Genomic DNA, 15246 nt, shown 5'->3' with positions numbered 1-15246 from the left:
CACATGTATCCCATAAGCCAATCCTGCAGCCACTCCCTGCAATCACTTCAAATCCAGCTTATTCTTATTCACAAAATCCTTCATATACATCCTCACCGGCTTTTCGAGCATAGCTGCCATCTGGCCGGTCCAGGTGTCTTTCCTCATGTTTTGCGTGCGTTCGGCATAATAAGCTGACACCGTTTGATTATAATCCTCGAGCTGCTGTTTATACTTTTCATGATCCTGCTGGTAGCCATTTTCGTGATAGACATGCTCTAAAGGAAGCCTTGGCTTTTTGTCGGGATCCTGGGCCGGATACCCTACGCTCAGGCCAAAGAGGGGGATGACCCTTTCTGGTGTACCCAGCACCTTGGCAGCTTCCTCAAGCTGATTGCGGATGCCGCCGATATAGCAGACGCCAAGGCCCATTGATTCTGCGGCGACTGTTGCATTCTGGGCCGCGAGTGCAGCGTCAATCATCGCAACCATGAATTTTTCCGTGCTTTCAAGGGACTCGCTTAAATCCTTCCCTTCCATTTCAGAAAGGACATGATGGCGGTTCAGGTCCGCACAGAAAACGAAGAAGTGCCCGTTATGCGCTACATAGGACTGGTTTCCCGCCAATTCAGACAGCTTCTGTTTCTTTTCTGGATCAGTTATGCCGATGATGGTGTATGCCTGAATGAAGCTTGAGCTGGAAGCGGCCTGGGCACAGGATACAATCGTTTCCACCTGTTCCCTCGTAAGCTCCCTTTCCTCAAATTTTCTGATTGACCGGTGGGCCAGTATTGTTTCTACCGTTTCGTTCATGGTATGTACCTCCTCAAGTGAATATCTTCATTTTAACCTAATCCAGGTACAATATCATAAATGACTGCTCGGCGCCTTCCCATCTTAAGCTGCAAAAAAAGAAGGCCACATCCCCCTGGATATGGCCTCGATCCTTTATGTTAAATGCCGGTAATCCTGCTGCCTCAGTGCTTCGTAAATAAGAATGGCAGCCGTGTTGGACAGATTCAATGACCGCACATTGCCAGTCATCGGAATGCGGAGGGCGCGGTCCTTGTTATTTTCCTTGACCTCTGCCGGAAGACCTGTCGTTTCTTTGCCGAAAATGAAATAATAATCTTTTTCCTTGTCGCTGTATTCAAAGCTTGTATACGGCTTCTGCCCGAATTTGGTTAAATAGAAGAATTCGCCGCCGGCATTTTTTTCATAAAACTCATCCAATGAATCATAATAAAGGATTGTTACATGCTGCCAATAGTCAAGCCCTGCCCGTTTGAGCATTTTGTCATCAGTGGAAAATCCAAGGGGCCTGATCAGGTGCAGGGTTGTATCTGTCGCTGCACAGGTACGGGCGATATTGCCCGTATTGGCCGGGATTTCCGGCTGGTATAGTACTACATGTATTGCCACGTCCATCACCTCATCAAGTGAAACTTTATCTGCGGAGTATATTATCCCCCATACTCAAAAAAACTCTACCAGCTATTATACCACTCTTTATCTCTCATACAACCAGGTCAGGATTCATCATCGATGCTGATGAACTTGTATTTAATATTTGGTGTATAGGCGGTTGAATCTTCGTATGCCCAGTTGCGCATCCGGCTGTTAAAGGTATGGGCGTTGACAAGCGGTGTCCCATCGCTCTGCTTGGCTGTCACGATTGTCGTATGGTCAAAGCGGCCATCGCCCTGGAAGTCATAGCAGATCACATCGCCCGGCTGCAATAGCTCTGCACTGCCTACCTCCTTTCCCTTCAGCCCTGTACGGGAGCCCGGCAGATACCAGCGCAGCGAGTTGGCGACCGTCCAGCTGTAGCTCCAATTATCGCTCCTCATCCACCAGCCCTTTGAACGGTTCGGATAGCCCCTCATAGGCGCTTCACCAGCATGGAGGCACTGCGAAATATAATTCGTGCAGTCAACCTCGAACTTCTTATAGGCAGGGTTATAGTCATTCCACCATCTTTCCGCATACTGGACAGCCTTCAGGCGGTCATATCTGAATCCCGCCCTTTCCCCATCAGCAGCAGGCTCCGCCGGAAGTGCTGCCGGCTCTTCCAAATGAAGGAACGGATTCTTTTCACCATCGCCGACCAGCACCCCTTTATAAAATTCAGCCTCACGCTGCTCGACTTCCTCCTCCAGATACAATCCGTCCTTATCCTTTATCAAATATTGAAAGTGGACATGATAATGGACAGTGCTGAGTTCATCTGCATCCTGTCCTGCTTTTTCAATAATCTTCCCTGAAGCTTTCGCTTTAACAATTTCCCCGGCTCTTCTTGAGAGAATATCCTTTTTCCTTTCAATTTTCGGGCAAGTGCGAAAGTCATTGCGGGAATGGGACACACACTGCTGAACCCTCTGCTCCAGCAGCTCCTGAAGCTGTTTTTTCATATATGCATTCCTCCCATCATTCATTCATATGAAAGAAAATGCCGAATCATTTCTTAAAATAGATCACAGCCTATATGCCGGAGGGTATCTATTTTCTTATATGAAAAAAAGAGAGGCTCCCCTCTCTTTAGCTGAACATATATAAGCTGTTTTCCATTTCCCTGCGCACTTCTTCGTCCGTCTCCTTTACAAGGGCAGCCTCGACCGCTTCCCTTGCCTTCAGCCCGCCGATCTTCCCGAGTGCCCAGGCAGCCGTTCCCTTTATAACCGGCCTTGGATCCGATACCATCACTTGGATCAGATCATCCACAGCTGATTCATCCTTGTAATGGGCCAGGGCAATGATGGCATTCCGCTGAATCGGCTTCTTGCCTCTCCATGACCCCGATACATGGCCGAACTTATCCTTAAACTCCCTGTTGCTCATATGAAGCAGAGGCTTTAACAGCGGTTTGGCAATTTCAGGATCCGGCTCCATTTCTTCATGGAAATGAAAATCCATGCCCTTATTTTTCGGGCAGACTGTCTGGCATGTATCACAGCCATAAAGCCTGTTGCCGATTTTCACCCTGAATTCTTCCTCAAGAAAGCCCTTTGTCTGTGTCAGGAAGGCGATGCAGCGCTTGGAATCCAGCTGGCCGCCGCCGACAAGCGCGCCTGTCGGGCAGACATCGACGCAAAGATTGCACGAACCGCACCCGTCTTCGATTGGTTCATCCGGCTCGAGTGGAAGATTTGTGATCATTTCTCCCAAATATACGTAAGAGCCGAATTCTGGCGTAATGATGGAACAATTTTTGCCGCTCCACCCAATACCGGCCCTTTCAGCGACCGCCCGGTCCACAAGCTCGCCTGTATCGACCATTGATTTGAGCCTCGCCTCAGGCAGCCTTTCACGTATATATGCCTCAAGCTTCCCGAGCCGGTCCCGCAAAACAGTATGATAGTCCGTCCCCCAGGAGGCCCGGCAGAAAATGCCGCGCCGCTCACCCCTTTTGCTGACAACGCGGGTCTTCATCTTTGAAGGATAAGCAAGGGCAATGGAAATGATGGACATCGGCTCATCTAGCAATAGGGCCGGTTCTGTCCTTTTATCAATATCAGGCTCTTCAAAGCCTGATTGGTAATCAAGCTCCTGCTGTCTGATGAGCCTGCTCTTCATCTCCCCGAAAGTGCTGGCAGAGGCGAATCCGATCTTATCAATGCCGATCGTTTTGCTGTAATCGATGATATCCTGTTTAAGCTCTGAGTAGTTCATATCCTCCCGCTCCTTTCACCATTGTGTTTTGTATATAAAAAGGCAAATCGCCAAGATATTTATTCGCATCCTTTCTATGATAAACTATTTTAAAGGATTTTTGGAGGTGAAAGGTTTGGAAATCAGTATATCGTCTGATTTAAGGCAGAAGGTGCCGGGTTTCAAGGTCGGCATCATTCAGTATGAGAATATTGTCGTCGGAGATTCCCCGCAGATGCTGAAAGGGCGGCTGCAGCTGTTCCAGGAGTCAATTTTCTTTGAGCTCGAGCATAAGAATGTGACAGAATTCGAAGGAATCCAGGAATGGAGGCAGGTGTTCAAGCAGGCGGGAAAAGATCCGAACCGCTACCGCCACTCAGCAGAGGCCCTATTCAGGAGGATCAAGAAGCAGAATTACCTTTCCACCGTGAACAGTGCCGCGGATCTGAATAATTTTTTCTCGCTGGAATATCAGTCTCCTATCGGCATCTATGATAAAAGCAAGCTGGAAGGAAATGTCCGTTTTCGTCTGGGGCATGAAGGAGAAGAATATACGGGCTTGAACGGCAGGCCGAATTCACTTGAGAACCTCATTATCACCGAAGATCATAACGGTCCATTCGGCAGCCCGTTTGTCGACTCCAATCGTGCGCCTGTTACAGAGGAAACAACTGAAGCTGTACAGATCATCTATTTCAGGCCATCTCTTGAAAAAGACAGCTGTGCCAGATTGGCGGAATCCCTTATGGGGATGTTTTTGCAGGTTCATGGAGGAGAAGGGGAATTCTGTATTGTTGGATAAGAAAAAGCAGAGGCATTAACATGCATCTGCTTTTTTCTCATTTGGCATCCATCAGCTGGCAGTCATGTCCAGAATATGATGCCGCATCCTCCTCATTCCAGGACAATGCTTTTGCCTGTTTCACTGCTTTTATAGATGGCATCAATGATCTTCGATACACGCAGGGCCTCTTCCGGCTTAACAATAAGCTGTTCTTTTCCCAGACAGCTATTGAGAAAATTCCTTGCCTGCGGTATGCCGGGATCCTCCTCCCCGGGAAGCCACTCTGCCTCACTATTCAGGAGCATCCCATTTTTCAGCTGGTTCAGCTGGAATGGAAATACATCAATTCCTCCGGTAAGCCCGGAAATGCCAAGGCTTTCTTCATCATTTTTGATATTGGCCATCCAGGAAGTCTCGAACAGGAGGGAGGCGCCATTCGCAAAGCGGATATAGGCTGTCACATGGTCCTCGACTTCAATGGTTTGATGATCATAATCTCCCCAAAGATTCACCTGGTCTTCCATCCTGCTGAGTTGATTGTAGGCTGTGCCCGTTACCTCAACAGGTTCCGGGCTGCCGAGCAGCCATAAAGCAAGATCAAGGAAATGGCAGCCATAGTCAATCATGGCGCCTCCTCCCTGCAGCTCTTTATTGGTAAAAACGCCCCAGCCCGGAACCTTCCTTCTTCTCAGTGCCTTTGCCCGGGCAACGATCGGCTGGCCGATTTCGTTTTCCTCTATGACCTTTTTAGCAGCCCTTGCTTCTTTCATAAACCGATAATGATAGGCAATCGCCAGCTGTTTGCCTGATTTCTTAGAGGCCTTAATCATTTCTTCGCATTCTTCTGCAGTCATTGCCATGGGCTTTTCACAGAGAACATGCTTTCCTGCTTTCAATGCTGCCACAGAGATTTCGGCATGATATCGGTTGGGTGTGCAAATCACAACAGCGTCCACAATCTCCAGCATATCCTGATAATCCCCAAAGGCGTGAGGCACCCCGAATTTCTCTGCTGTAAGCCTGGCAGTCTCTTCATGGATATCACAGATTGCTTCAACAGAGGCCAGCTCTGATAATGTCAGCAGTGCGGGGATATGGCGGCTCTGCGCAATCCCGCCGGCTCCGATAATTCCAACACGCAGCTTTTCCATACAATCCCCCCTTAAGGCAATCTCACTATTTTCCCGGACTGGCCCGACTCCAGCGCAGCAAGGACAACCCTTAAGGATTTCAGTCCCTCTTCCCCGCTCACTGGAGGCTCTTTGTCTTCCGCAATACTGTCAATGAATGTACTGATAACATGGGACTGCGTCTGCTTTCCTTCTTCATTCGTCTGAATGCCGCCAAGCTCATATTTCAGTGTTTCTCCGTTCTTGTACTGGATGACGAGAGAATTGACAGGGTCGTCCTCAAGCCTGAGGATCGCATTCTCAGCATAGATGATAGTTGAATTATCTTCTTTTGATACGTAGGACCAGCTGGCTGCCAGGGTTCCGATCACACCGCTTTCCGTTTTTAAAATGCAGACAGCTGTATCGTCCACATCGCTGTTTTCCTTTGAGCTTGCTTCCACAAAAGCGCCGGCCTGTGTGATCTCCTCTCCCAGCAAATAGCGGATCAGGTCGGCTTTATGTACTCCAAGGTCTCCCATCGCCCCAATAAACGCCTCGCTTTTCCGGAAAAACCAGCTGTCCTTCCCATCCGCACTCCAGCCCTCTGGTCCGCCATGCCCAAAAGCGGTTCTGAAGCTGTATACCTTGCCCGCTTCCCCGCTCGCTATAAACGCACGGGCTTTCTGATGGGAAGGCACAAACCGCTGATTATGGCCGATCATAAGCTTTTTCCCATATTTCCTTGCCGCTTCTATCATGCTCTCCGCTTCCTCCACCGACACAGCCATCGGCTTTTCACAAAGAACATGCTTACCTGCCTTCAGGGCGGCTATGGAGATGGGGGCATGCAGATAATTCGGTGTGCACACGCTCACTGCATCGATTTCCGGATTTTCCAGCAGATCCTCATAGCTGGTATATGCTTCAGCATGATACAGGGCAGCCATATCCATCGCCCTTTCCTCCACAATATCACAGACAGCCATGATTTCAGCCCTGCCGTTCAGGTGATATTCCGGCAGATGCCTGTGCTTGGCGATGCTGCCGCACCCGATGACCCCAATCTTAATCTGTTCCATCCTTACCCCTCCCCGTTCTTCCCTTTTATATGCTCCAGCGGCTTAGCATTCCCATACTTCACCTCAGGCTGACGGGATCCTTCTGCCCACCTGACAGCATTAATGATGACCTTTTGAACATCTTTGTTAAAATAAGTCGGATAGGTTTCATGCCCAGGCCGGAAATAGAATACTTTTCCTTTCCCGCGCTGATAGGTGCAGCCGCTCCGGAACACTTCTCCGCCCTCGAACCAGCTGACCATCACGAGCTGGTCCGGAGCAGGGATATCAAAATGCTCACCGTACATTTCCTCCCGCTCCAATTCGATATACTCCCCCAGCCCTTCCGCAATCGGATGGCTCGGATCCACGACCCAGATCCGTTCCTTTTCGTCTGCTTCCCGCCATTTCAAATCACAGGAAGTTCCCATTAATGATTTAAATATTTTTGAAAAATGGCCTGAATGAAGGACGATCAGCCCCATGCCGTCCAGCACCCGCTGTTTCACCCTGTCAACAATTTCATCCGGGACCGCATCGTGGGCGATATGCCCCCACCAGATCAGTACATCTGTATCTTCCAGAACCTCCCGGGTTAATCCGCATTCATCGTCATCAAGCGTCGCTGTCCTTACTTCAAAGGACTCACCTTCCAAAAAGGAGGCAATCGCTCCGTGTATCCCATCAGGATAAACGGCCCTCACTTCCGCATTTTTTTGCTCATGCTGATTTTCATTCCATACCGTCACTTTTGCCATTGTTCTTCCTCCTATCTGCTGCCCGGCGGCAGATTCCGATATTCATTCGGTGTATAGCCGGTCAGCTTTTTAAAAACCTTGCTGAAATATTTTTCATTCTGGTATCCAACCTGATAGGCAATCTCGTAAATTTTCAAAGATGGGCTGCCAAGCAGCTCCTTTGCCTTTTCCATCCGGATATTGGTCAAATAATCTGTAATGGTTGCCTGGAAATCCTGTTTGAATTTCCTGGATATATACTCTCTGCTCAAATAAAAACGGTCAGCGATATCCTGCAGTGTGATATCAAGATGATAATTCTGCACCAGAAACTCTTCGATTTGCTTGATGTTATTGTTCTCTTTCTGGGCTGCTTTGCTTTCCCTGGGCTCTCTAAAGGCCTCCCCTGTCAAACGTGAAGCTGCAAGGTCATTGACTGCCCTTTCGAGCGTTTCATTCAGCAGTTCCGGATCAATCGGCTTTAAGATATAATCAAAGCTTTTATAATAGATGGCGTTCCTCATATACTCGTAGTCATCATAGCCGCTGACAACGATCGTTTTCCCCTGGCATTGGGAACCATGGATCCACTTCAAAAGGCTGATGCCGTCACACCTCGGCATATTCATATCGGTAAAAATAATATCAGGCTGCACTTCGCCGATCAGTCTGATAGCCTCTTCCCCGTCCTCTGCCTCAAAGATGGAGCTGATTCCATGCTTTTCCCATTCTGCAAGCATAAGAAGCCCTTCCCTGACATGCTTTTCATCATCGATGATGATTGCCTTCATCCACTTCGCCCCCCGGGTGCAGCGGAAGCTTCATGGAAACGATAAAGCCTTTGCCTCCACGATTTCCAAGCTGCAGGATTGCTTCTTCTCCGTAATAAAGCATCAGCCGTCCATACACATTCCTAAGCCCGATGCTCGTGCTGTCCCCTTTGGCCTCAAGCGGCCCGCCTTTAATACAGCGCCATATATCCCCCAGCCTGCCATCATCTGCGCCTCCGCCATTATCACTTATATCTATGCATAGAAATCCGCTGTCTTTATTACATTCGATATTCAGCTCGCCTGTCCCTTCACCCGGAGTAAATCCATGCTTAAAATAATTCTCAATGACCGGCTGCAGCAGCATTTTAGGAACTTTGACAGATGAGACCTCTTCACCTGCATCAATCCTGTAGATAAACTTTTCGCCAAACCGCTCTTTCTGCAGGAGCAGGAAGGCCTTTGTATAATTAATCTCTTTTATCAGCGGCACCCGGTCCTCCTCCATGTCCATCCCGTACCTCATGATTTTTGAAAGATGGGTAATCAGGGTATAAATCTGGGGAACTTTGTTTTTCAAGGCAACCGTTCCGATCGACTGGAGGGCATTGTACAGGAAATGCGGGTTGATCTGCGACTGGAGCACCTTCAGCTGATTGGTTTTATTCTCAATCTCCAGCTTATATTCCCTGTTGATGAGATGGTTTATTTTCTCGATCATCTCATTGAACCTCATTCCAAGGATGCCGATTTCATCCTTCCCGAATGAATCATATTCAACATTCATGTCCCCCCGCTCTACCTGTCTGATGCTCCTCAGCAGCACCCGGATCGGGGAGGTGATTCTAAAAGAAACGAATAAGGTGGCAAGGATAACCAGCGTTAACCCGATAATGCCGAAAAGGATGTTGATTTTCGCAACGCTAAAAGCGCTTTCATACAAAGTTGTATCCGGGACCCGCTTCACGAGGAACCAGCCGCCCGCACTTTCTTCCATCTGCTCGTAAATCATCATGCCGCTGAAATCATCTTTCTTCCATTCAAGTGTCCCCGCCTTATTTCCTGAACTCACAATGGCATCCACCCATTTTTCGGGCACCTGTCCGCTTGCAGCATCCTTGTCAGAGCTATAAATGAGAAGGCCATCCTGAGATACAATATAAAATTCCTCGCTTCCCGGAGTATAAAGATTCCTGCTGAGATTCACGATGTCATCCGGAGCGATCTCAAGAGTAATGTAGGCCAGCACATTGTCTGATGGAATATTTGTAAACGCACGATGCACTGCCATGATATTCCGGGAATTCGTCTGTTCCATCAGCGGTTCAATATACATATGCGAGGAGCTGTCCCTGGCTCTATTGAAGGCCTCTGCGCTTTTGGCGCTCCTTCCTTTCATGAAGACGACTGTAGACCTCCTGGAAGCGGAGATGACCCTGTCTTCGTCTGCAAAGGCTATTTGGACCCTGTTAATGGTATCCCCGGCATAAAGGATGGTTTGGACCACATTTTTCATGATCCCGATTGTTAAATAATTGTCCTCATCTTTAGAAGACCTCAGGAAATTTAAGAAGCCGGGATTATTGTACAGAGACAATGTCAATCCATTCAGCTCATTCATATAGCTCTCCAGGTTGATTTTGCCCTGATAGAGAAGCTTGCTGTTTTCCTCTACAGCCTGATTTTTCAAAAACTCCTTCGTATGGAAGTAGGTAATGATAATCGATGTGCCGAAAGGAATGATTGTGATCAGCAGCAGCAGGACGATCAGTTTATTGCGGATACTGTTCTTAATCATAAATAGTCCTCCCCAGGCCCTGATAATGTAAGTATATATGGGACAGGGTGAGACATGCTGAAGATTTTTTCATTTATGGAAAATAAAAAGCATGCCCTGTTGCAGACATGCTTTTTATCCTGGCAGTGATCTCTGCTTTACTTTAAGTTATCCCAGGTTTTCTGGAACCTCTCTAGCAGAGTATCATAATCAATTTTACCTGCAGCATATTCCTGGATGCTAGCGGCGAATTCCTTGTTCGCTCCATCCGGCCATCTGAACCATGTCCACGGAATTGTTTTCTCTTCTTTGGAGTACTCAAGGATTGACTGGCCAAGATCGCCAAGACCTGATGCCTCAATATTGTCAAAAGCAGGGATGAAAGCAAATTCCTCGGTTAAATAGCGTTTACCTGTATCAGAAGATACCATCCATTCCAGGAACAATTTAGCTTCATCCAGGTGCTCGGAATTCTTATTCAGAACCCAGTTATTCGGGACCCCAACAGGGAGGCGGTCAGCATTTTTGTCATCTGAGATCGGAATCGGCAAAAAGCCCATATTCATATCAGGATTAACCTCATAGATCATATTTTCAGTCCAGTTCCCCTGCTGCAGCATGGCAGTCTGGCCTGCGGCAAATTGGGTGACCTGCGTGTTATAGTCAGTGGTCAATGGATTATCATTTCCAAAATTGATTTCTGTATCAAGCACTTCTTTAAACTGCTTGAATTGCTCATTATCTGTAAACTTCTCTGTACCATCATAAAGTCCTTCAATAAAGGCAATAGGATCTTCCTGTTGGGCAAAAGGGATATTCAGCAAGTGCTGCCCGATGACCCACCATTCCCCATATCCGGCTGAGAAAGGTGTAGTGCCGCTGTCCTTCAGTTTCTCAGCAGCATCCTTGAGCTCTGTAATATTGGCCGGAGGCTCCTTAATGCCTGCTTTCTCAAACAAATCTTTATTATAGACAAATCCGTATCCTTCAAGGTTGACCGGCATGCCATAAAGCTTGCCGTCTGTATCTGTCATCGGCACTTTGCCGATCGGGAGAAGATGCTCAACCCATGGCTCATTGGATAGGTCGGCCAGATGCTCCTTCCACAGTTCCAGTTCTTTAAAGCCGCCATTGTTGAAAATATCCGGCTGTTCGCCAGAAGCAAATTTCGCTTTCAGCGCAGCACCGTAATCGGCACCGCCGCCAACAGTTTCCAGCTTTACTTTGATATTGGGATGCTCGGCTTCGAACTCAGTGATCATCTCCTGAAGCTGGTCGGCAATTTCAACTTTAAATTGGAACAGGTTGAGAGTAACCGTCTCTTCCCCGGTATCCTTTGTCCCCTCTTTATCATCAGTTCCAGAAGTGCTTCCTGACGAACAGCCGGCCAAAATCCCGAATGTGAAAAGCAGGGACAGGCAAATAAGCAATAAGCGTTTCATTGTCATTGACCTCCTTGAATTCTATTTATATATCATTTTAGCGGTACATTCTAGCCGCCGCTAAAATTTGATATCTATTTGATGGAGCCTGATGCTATGCCTTTAATAATATGCTTCTGCAGGAACAGGAAGAAGATGATGACCGGCGTAATGCCAAGTACAAGCGCTGCCAGGCCCATATCCCACTGTTTTGTATATTGGGCAAAGAAGGAGCTGGTGGCGAGCGGGATTGTTCTCAGCTCGGCATCCTGCAGCACCAGGAGCGGAAGAAGGAAATCGTTCCAGATCCATAAGGTATTAAGGATGACAACCGTCACTGTAATCGGCTTTAAAAGCGGGAAAACGATCCTCCAAAAAACCCCGAACTGGCTGCACCCATCAATCAGCGCCGACTCTTCTATCTCCCTTGGAACCGTTTTGACAAATCCATGGTAAAGGAACAGGGAAAGAGGAACGCCAAACCCGAAATACATCATAATCAGTCCGGGAATGCTGTTCGTCATATTCAGGGCGCCTCCGAGCTTCATAAGCGGGATCATAACCGTCTGAAAGGGAATGACCATTGCTGAGACAAAAAGGATAAACAGAATCTTGCTGAAGCGCCCGGGAGTCCTCACCATTTTCCATGCAGCCATTGAACTGATGATTACCAGGCCAATATTGCTGAGCACAGTAATGATCAGTGAATTCCAGAATGCCCTCGGAAAATTAATGATTTCCCAAACCTTCGAATAATTAGCAAATAACACTTCCTTTGGAAAAGCAGCTGCATCCAATAAGATTTCAGCAAAGCTTTTGACTGAATTAACCGCCACAAAATAGAAGGGGATCAGAAAAATCAGCCCAAGAATGATGCCGATTATCTCCAGCAGAAACGTCCTTCCTGTATACTTGCGATTCATCAGGCTTCAACCTCCTTCCTTTTCGTCATAATTACCTGAACCGATGTAAACACGGCGACAATCAGAAAGAAAAGAATCGATTTGGCCGTCCCGAGACCATAGCGGTTATTTTGGAAAGCCTCCTGATAAATGTTGATGGCTACAGACTGTGTTGAATTAAACGGTCCCCCATTTGTAAGAGAAAGATTTAAATCAAAGATCTTAAAGGCCATTGATATAGTCAAAAAGAAACAAATAGTGAAAGCCGGAATGATCAGCGGCATAATGATGCGGGTAAGAAGCGTCCAGTTTGAAGCCCCGTCAATCCTTGCCGCCTCAAGAAGGGAATGGTCCACTCCCTGCAGGGCTGCGATATAAATCACCATCATATAGCCGCTCACCTGCCATGCAAACACAATGACAATTCCCCAAAATGCTGTAGTCTCATCCCCCAGCCAGGCAAGCTTGAAAAACGCCAGGCCAGTCAAATTTCCGATGGAAGCAAACGCTTTGACAAAGATAAACTGCCAGATGAACCCAAGCAGCAGTCCTCCAATTACATTCGGTATAAAGAAGACGGTTCTGAGAATATTCCGTGTCTTCAAGGCCGCGTTAAGTAGCAGGGCAAGTCCAAATCCAATTAAATTGCTGATAACCACTGAGGCCAGCATGAACTTGGTTGTAAACAAGAAAGATTGGAAAAAGTTCGGATCATCCTTGAAAATTTTGATATAGTTTTCCAGCCCGACCCATTCGACAGCTGAGCTTACACCATTCCATGAGGTAAAGGAATAATATAAACCCATAAGGAATGGTATCACCTGAATAAGGACAAAGAATATAATGGCCGGTCCGGTAAAAGCCGCATAAATTAATACACTTCGAAGACGTGCTTTTCTTTTGCTTGTTTTCTTTGTTACAGCGTCCGCCTTTATGGGAGCCAACTCTGTTTTTGCATCCAATTTTACTCTCACCGCCTTTTGTAATCGCTTTCTTTTATTATAGGAGGCTATCAAATAAAAAGGGGCAACATAATTGACCAAAAGAGGGGGAAAATTTTGACTTCTTCATAGAGAAGAAAGACTGGCTGCCATCTTACCGTAACCCACGGGTCATGCCTTATCGGGATCAAGACAAAGAAAAAACGCAATGCTTCGTTTTCTGGAAACGAAACACTGCGTTGATGAAATTATGTATGGAGCGGGTGATGGGAATCGAACCCACGACATCAGCTTGGAAGGCTGAGGTTTTACCATTAAACTACACCCGCATCGAAAATTGCTGAAATTTGTCGATGCCTTTTCAAAAATAAAAACAGGAAACCCTGTATAAAAAGAAAATGATACCGGTGGCCGGGGTCGAACCGGCACTCCAGAAGGAACACGATTTTGAGTCGTGCGCGTCTGCCAATTCCGCCACACCGGCATATCATTTAATTTATCGTTCATTCTCCATTTCCTGTAATTGGAATGGAGGCGGCAACCGGAATCGAACCGGTGATAAAGGTTTTGCAGACCTCTGCCTTACCTCTTGGCTATGCCGCCAGAACGTTTGGAGCGGAAGACGGGATTCGAACCCGCGACCCCCACCTTGGCAAGGTGATGTTCTACCACTGAACTACTTCCGCAAATGGCTGGGCTAGCTGGATTCGAACCAACGCATGACGGAGTCAAAGTCCGTTGCCTTACCGCTTGGCTATAGCCCAATAATATGATATGCATAGAATGCAATATTGTGATTAAAAAATGGGGCGACTGATGGGAATCGAACCCACGAATGTCGGAACCACAATCCGATGCGTTAACCACTTCGCCACAATCGCCATAATAAAATTGGCAGGGGTAGTAGGAATCGAACCCACACTGGAGGTTTTGGAGACCTCTGTTCTACCTTTAAACTATACCCCTGTATGAATGGTGGAGGGGGACGGATTCGAACCGCCGAACCCTGAGGGAGCGGATTTACAGTCCGCCGCGTTTAGCCACTTCGCTACCCCTCCACGTTAAGGTGGTGCCGGCTAGAGGACTTGAACCCCCAACCTACTGATTACAAGTCAGTTGCTCTACCAATTGAGCTAAACCGGCTTACAAACAATGGTGGCTCAGGACGGAATCGAACCGCCGACACAAGGATTTTCAGTCCTTTGCTCTACCGACTGAGCTACTGAGCCATAATAAAATTTTCATCCAAAACCTTTTATACTTTAAGTCCTTTGTTCGTCAGTTCTTACGAACTTCCTCACAGATTGCCGCAGAAGCTGTTCAATGAAGGTAGCAATCTGCTCTACCGACTGAGCTACTGAGCCTAATTAAATTTAAATGGCGGTCCCGACGGGAATCGAACCCGCGATCTCCTGCGTGACAGGCAGGCATGTTAACCGCTACACCACGGGACCATTTATAAATTTGGGTCTTGATTATGCCCGAGAAGCCTGCAGGACTGACTCTTCCTCTTCCAGATGACTCAAGGAAGCAAATCCGTTGAGGCAACTCGCAGCATATTCATTGCAGTGTCGCTCGTCGCTACACCACAGGACCAGATTGCGGGGGCAGGATTTGAACCTGCGACCTTCGGGTTATGAGCCCGACGAGCTACCGGACTGCTCCACCCCGCGACAATAAAAAGTTATAATGGTGGAGGATGACGGGATCGAACCGCCGACCCTCTGCTTGTAAGGCAGATGCTCTCCCAGCTGAGCTAATCCTCCGAAATGGTGACCCCTACGGGATTCGAACCCGTGTTACCGCCGTGAAAGGGCGGTGTCTTAACCGCTTGACCAAGGGGCCATTATATAATTTAAATGGCGGAGAGCAAGGGATTTGAACCCTTGAGACAGCTATAAACCGCCTACACGATTTCCAATCGTGCTCCTTCGGCCACTCGGACAGCTCTCCATAATTGGCTCCGCAGGTAGGATTCGAACCTACGACCGTTCGGTTAACAGCCGAATGCTCTACCACTGAGCTACTGCGGAATGATAGTATATTAGAATACTTTCGCCCGGCAGCGTCCTACTCTCACAGGAGGAGAACCTCCAACTACCATCGGCGCTGAGAAG

At 47.6% G+C, this 15246-nt stretch carries 13 protein-coding genes and 16 tRNA genes; 1 reads left to right on the top strand and 28 read right to left on the bottom strand.

The genetic code is table 11. The features are described 5' to 3' along the window. Nucleotides 1-42 precede the first annotated feature (42 nt). The 4 genes from nfsA to queG form a co-directional block, all read right to left on the bottom strand. Nucleotides 43-792, bottom strand: a complete 750-nt coding sequence (gene nfsA, locus ABU165_RS24920) for an oxygen-insensitive NADPH nitroreductase (protein ID WP_094770014.1) — start codon at nucleotides 790-792, stop codon at nucleotides 43-45. Nucleotides 793-927: 135 nt separating this feature from the next. Next, nucleotides 928-1401: a tRNA (uridine(34)/cytosine(34)/5-carboxymethylaminomethyluridine(34)-2'-O)-methyltransferase TrmL gene (trmL, locus tag ABU165_RS24915; RefSeq protein WP_022543522.1), complete on the bottom strand. Its 474-nt coding sequence runs from the start codon at nucleotides 1399-1401 to the stop codon at nucleotides 928-930. Nucleotides 1402-1508: 107 nt separating this feature from the next. Beyond that, complete coding sequence (locus ABU165_RS24910) at nucleotides 1509-2390, bottom strand: amidase domain-containing protein (protein WP_022543521.1); 882 nt, start codon at nucleotides 2388-2390, stop codon at nucleotides 1509-1511. Nucleotides 2391-2517: 127 nt separating this feature from the next. Continuing rightward, a complete protein-coding gene (gene queG / locus ABU165_RS24905) occupies nucleotides 2518-3648 on the bottom strand; it encodes a tRNA epoxyqueuosine(34) reductase QueG (RefSeq protein WP_009795002.1) in 1131 nt (376 codons plus the stop codon). A 115-nt stretch (nucleotides 3649-3763) separates the two neighbouring features. On the opposite strand from queG, the gene ABU165_RS24900 reads away from it, so the two are divergent. Beyond that, nucleotides 3764-4429, top strand: a complete 666-nt coding sequence (locus ABU165_RS24900) for a B3/B4 domain-containing protein (protein WP_311225851.1) — start codon at nucleotides 3764-3766, stop codon at nucleotides 4427-4429. 92 nt (nucleotides 4430-4521) lie between these two features. On the opposite strand, the gene ABU165_RS24895 is transcribed toward ABU165_RS24900, so the two are convergent. The 24 genes from ABU165_RS24895 to ABU165_RS24780 form a co-directional block, all read right to left on the bottom strand. Next, nucleotides 4522-5562 (bottom strand): Gfo/Idh/MocA family protein, encoded by a 1041-nt coding sequence (locus tag ABU165_RS24895; RefSeq protein WP_094770016.1) that lies wholly within the window; start codon nucleotides 5560-5562, stop codon nucleotides 4522-4524. 11 nt (nucleotides 5563-5573) lie between these two features. Further along, a complete protein-coding gene (locus ABU165_RS24890) occupies nucleotides 5574-6602 on the bottom strand; it encodes a Gfo/Idh/MocA family protein (protein ID WP_009794999.1) in 1029 nt (342 codons plus the stop codon). 2 nt (nucleotides 6603-6604) lie between these two features. Continuing rightward, complete coding sequence (locus ABU165_RS24885; protein ID WP_009794998.1) at nucleotides 6605-7339, bottom strand: ThuA domain-containing protein; 735 nt, start codon at nucleotides 7337-7339, stop codon at nucleotides 6605-6607. An 11-nt stretch (nucleotides 7340-7350) separates the two neighbouring features. Continuing rightward, a complete protein-coding gene (locus ABU165_RS24880; RefSeq protein ID WP_009794997.1) occupies nucleotides 7351-8109 on the bottom strand; it encodes a response regulator transcription factor in 759 nt (252 codons plus the stop codon). Next, on the bottom strand, nucleotides 8087-9886 hold the full coding sequence (locus ABU165_RS24875; RefSeq protein WP_318060180.1) for a cache domain-containing sensor histidine kinase: 1800 nt from the start codon (nucleotides 9884-9886) through the stop codon (nucleotides 8087-8089). The genes ABU165_RS24880 and ABU165_RS24875 overlap by 23 nt, the downstream gene beginning before the upstream one ends. A gap of 137 nt (nucleotides 9887-10023) precedes the next feature. Next, a complete protein-coding gene (locus ABU165_RS24870) occupies nucleotides 10024-11307 on the bottom strand; it encodes an ABC transporter substrate-binding protein (protein WP_022543519.1) in 1284 nt (427 codons plus the stop codon). 74 nt (nucleotides 11308-11381) lie between these two features. Beyond that, nucleotides 11382-12209 (bottom strand): carbohydrate ABC transporter permease, encoded by an 828-nt coding sequence (locus ABU165_RS24865; RefSeq protein WP_009794994.1) that lies wholly within the window; start codon nucleotides 12207-12209, stop codon nucleotides 11382-11384. Continuing rightward, nucleotides 12209-13150: a carbohydrate ABC transporter permease gene (locus tag ABU165_RS24860; RefSeq protein ID WP_148950915.1), complete on the bottom strand. Its 942-nt coding sequence runs from the start codon at nucleotides 13148-13150 to the stop codon at nucleotides 12209-12211. The genes ABU165_RS24865 and ABU165_RS24860 overlap by 1 nt, the downstream gene beginning before the upstream one ends. A 234-nt stretch (nucleotides 13151-13384) precedes the next feature. Beyond that, a tRNA-Gly gene (locus ABU165_RS24855) sits at nucleotides 13385-13458 on the bottom strand. A gap of 73 nt (nucleotides 13459-13531) precedes the next feature. Continuing rightward, nucleotides 13532-13613, bottom strand: a tRNA-Leu gene (locus tag ABU165_RS24850). Between the two features lie 45 nt (nucleotides 13614-13658). Further along, nucleotides 13659-13732 (bottom strand) — tRNA-Cys (locus ABU165_RS24845). A gap of 8 nt (nucleotides 13733-13740) precedes the next feature. Beyond that, nucleotides 13741-13815, bottom strand: a tRNA-Gly gene (locus ABU165_RS24840). Nucleotides 13816-13818: 3 nt separating this feature from the next. After that, a tRNA-Gln gene (locus ABU165_RS24835) sits at nucleotides 13819-13893 on the bottom strand. A gap of 41 nt (nucleotides 13894-13934) precedes the next feature. Continuing rightward, nucleotides 13935-14010: transfer RNA gene (locus tag ABU165_RS24830), tRNA-His, on the bottom strand. Between the two features lie 11 nt (nucleotides 14011-14021). After that, nucleotides 14022-14095: transfer RNA gene (locus ABU165_RS24825), tRNA-Trp, on the bottom strand. 7 nt (nucleotides 14096-14102) lie between these two features. Beyond that, nucleotides 14103-14187 (bottom strand) — tRNA-Tyr (locus tag ABU165_RS24820). A 9-nt stretch (nucleotides 14188-14196) separates the two neighbouring features. Beyond that, a tRNA-Thr gene (locus tag ABU165_RS24815) sits at nucleotides 14197-14272 on the bottom strand. A 10-nt stretch (nucleotides 14273-14282) separates the two neighbouring features. Continuing rightward, nucleotides 14283-14358: transfer RNA gene (locus ABU165_RS24810), tRNA-Phe, on the bottom strand. 149 nt (nucleotides 14359-14507) lie between these two features. After that, nucleotides 14508-14583: transfer RNA gene (locus ABU165_RS24805), tRNA-Asp, on the bottom strand. Between the two features lie 145 nt (nucleotides 14584-14728). Beyond that, a tRNA-Met gene (locus tag ABU165_RS24800) sits at nucleotides 14729-14802 on the bottom strand. A gap of 17 nt (nucleotides 14803-14819) precedes the next feature. Next, nucleotides 14820-14895, bottom strand: a tRNA-Val gene (locus tag ABU165_RS24795). Between the two features lie 4 nt (nucleotides 14896-14899). Then, nucleotides 14900-14974: transfer RNA gene (locus ABU165_RS24790), tRNA-Glu, on the bottom strand. 15 nt (nucleotides 14975-14989) lie between these two features. Beyond that, nucleotides 14990-15082: transfer RNA gene (locus ABU165_RS24785), tRNA-Ser, on the bottom strand. Between the two features lie 5 nt (nucleotides 15083-15087). After that, nucleotides 15088-15162, bottom strand: a tRNA-Asn gene (locus ABU165_RS24780). Between the last annotated feature and the right edge of the window lie 84 nt (nucleotides 15163-15246).

The organism is Cytobacillus sp. T106, from assembly GCF_040492155.1.
GTDB classification, from domain to species: domain Bacteria; phylum Bacillota; class Bacilli; order Bacillales; family Cytobacillaceae; genus Bacillus_AB; species Bacillus_AB infantis.
Note: the sequence above shows the minus strand (reverse complement) of the source record. Positions and strands in the feature narration are given on the sequence as shown.

Bases quoted from the DNA above. Each gene is read 5' to 3' on its own strand.
- ABU165_RS24870 (WP_022543519.1), bottom strand. From the start codon at position 11,307: ATGAAACGCTTATTGCTTATTTGCCTGTCCCTGCTTTTCACATTCGGG.
- ABU165_RS24880 (WP_009794997.1), bottom strand. From the start codon at position 8,109: ATGAAGGCAATCATCATCGATGATGAAAAGCATGTCAGGGAAGGGCTT.
- ABU165_RS24895 (WP_094770016.1), bottom strand. From the start codon at position 5,562: ATGGAAAAGCTGCGTGTTGGAATTATCGGAGCCGGCGGGATTGCGCAG.
- ABU165_RS24875 (WP_318060180.1), bottom strand. From the start codon at position 9,886: ATGATTAAGAACAGTATCCGCAATAAACTGATCGTCCTGCTGCTGCTG.
- ABU165_RS24910 (WP_022543521.1), bottom strand. From the start codon at position 2,390: ATGAAAAAACAGCTTCAGGAGCTGCTGGAGCAGAGGGTTCAGCAGTGT.
- nfsA (WP_094770014.1), bottom strand. From the start codon at position 792: ATGAACGAAACGGTAGAAACAATACTGGCCCACCGGTCAATCAGAAAA.
- ABU165_RS24865 (WP_009794994.1), bottom strand. From the start codon at position 12,209: ATGAATCGCAAGTATACAGGAAGGACGTTTCTGCTGGAGATAATCGGC.
- ABU165_RS24885 (WP_009794998.1), bottom strand. From the start codon at position 7,339: ATGGCAAAAGTGACGGTATGGAATGAAAATCAGCATGAGCAAAAAAAT.
- queG (WP_009795002.1), bottom strand. From the start codon at position 3,648: ATGAACTACTCAGAGCTTAAACAGGATATCATCGATTACAGCAAAACG.
- ABU165_RS24890 (WP_009794999.1), bottom strand. From the start codon at position 6,602: ATGGAACAGATTAAGATTGGGGTCATCGGGTGCGGCAGCATCGCCAAG.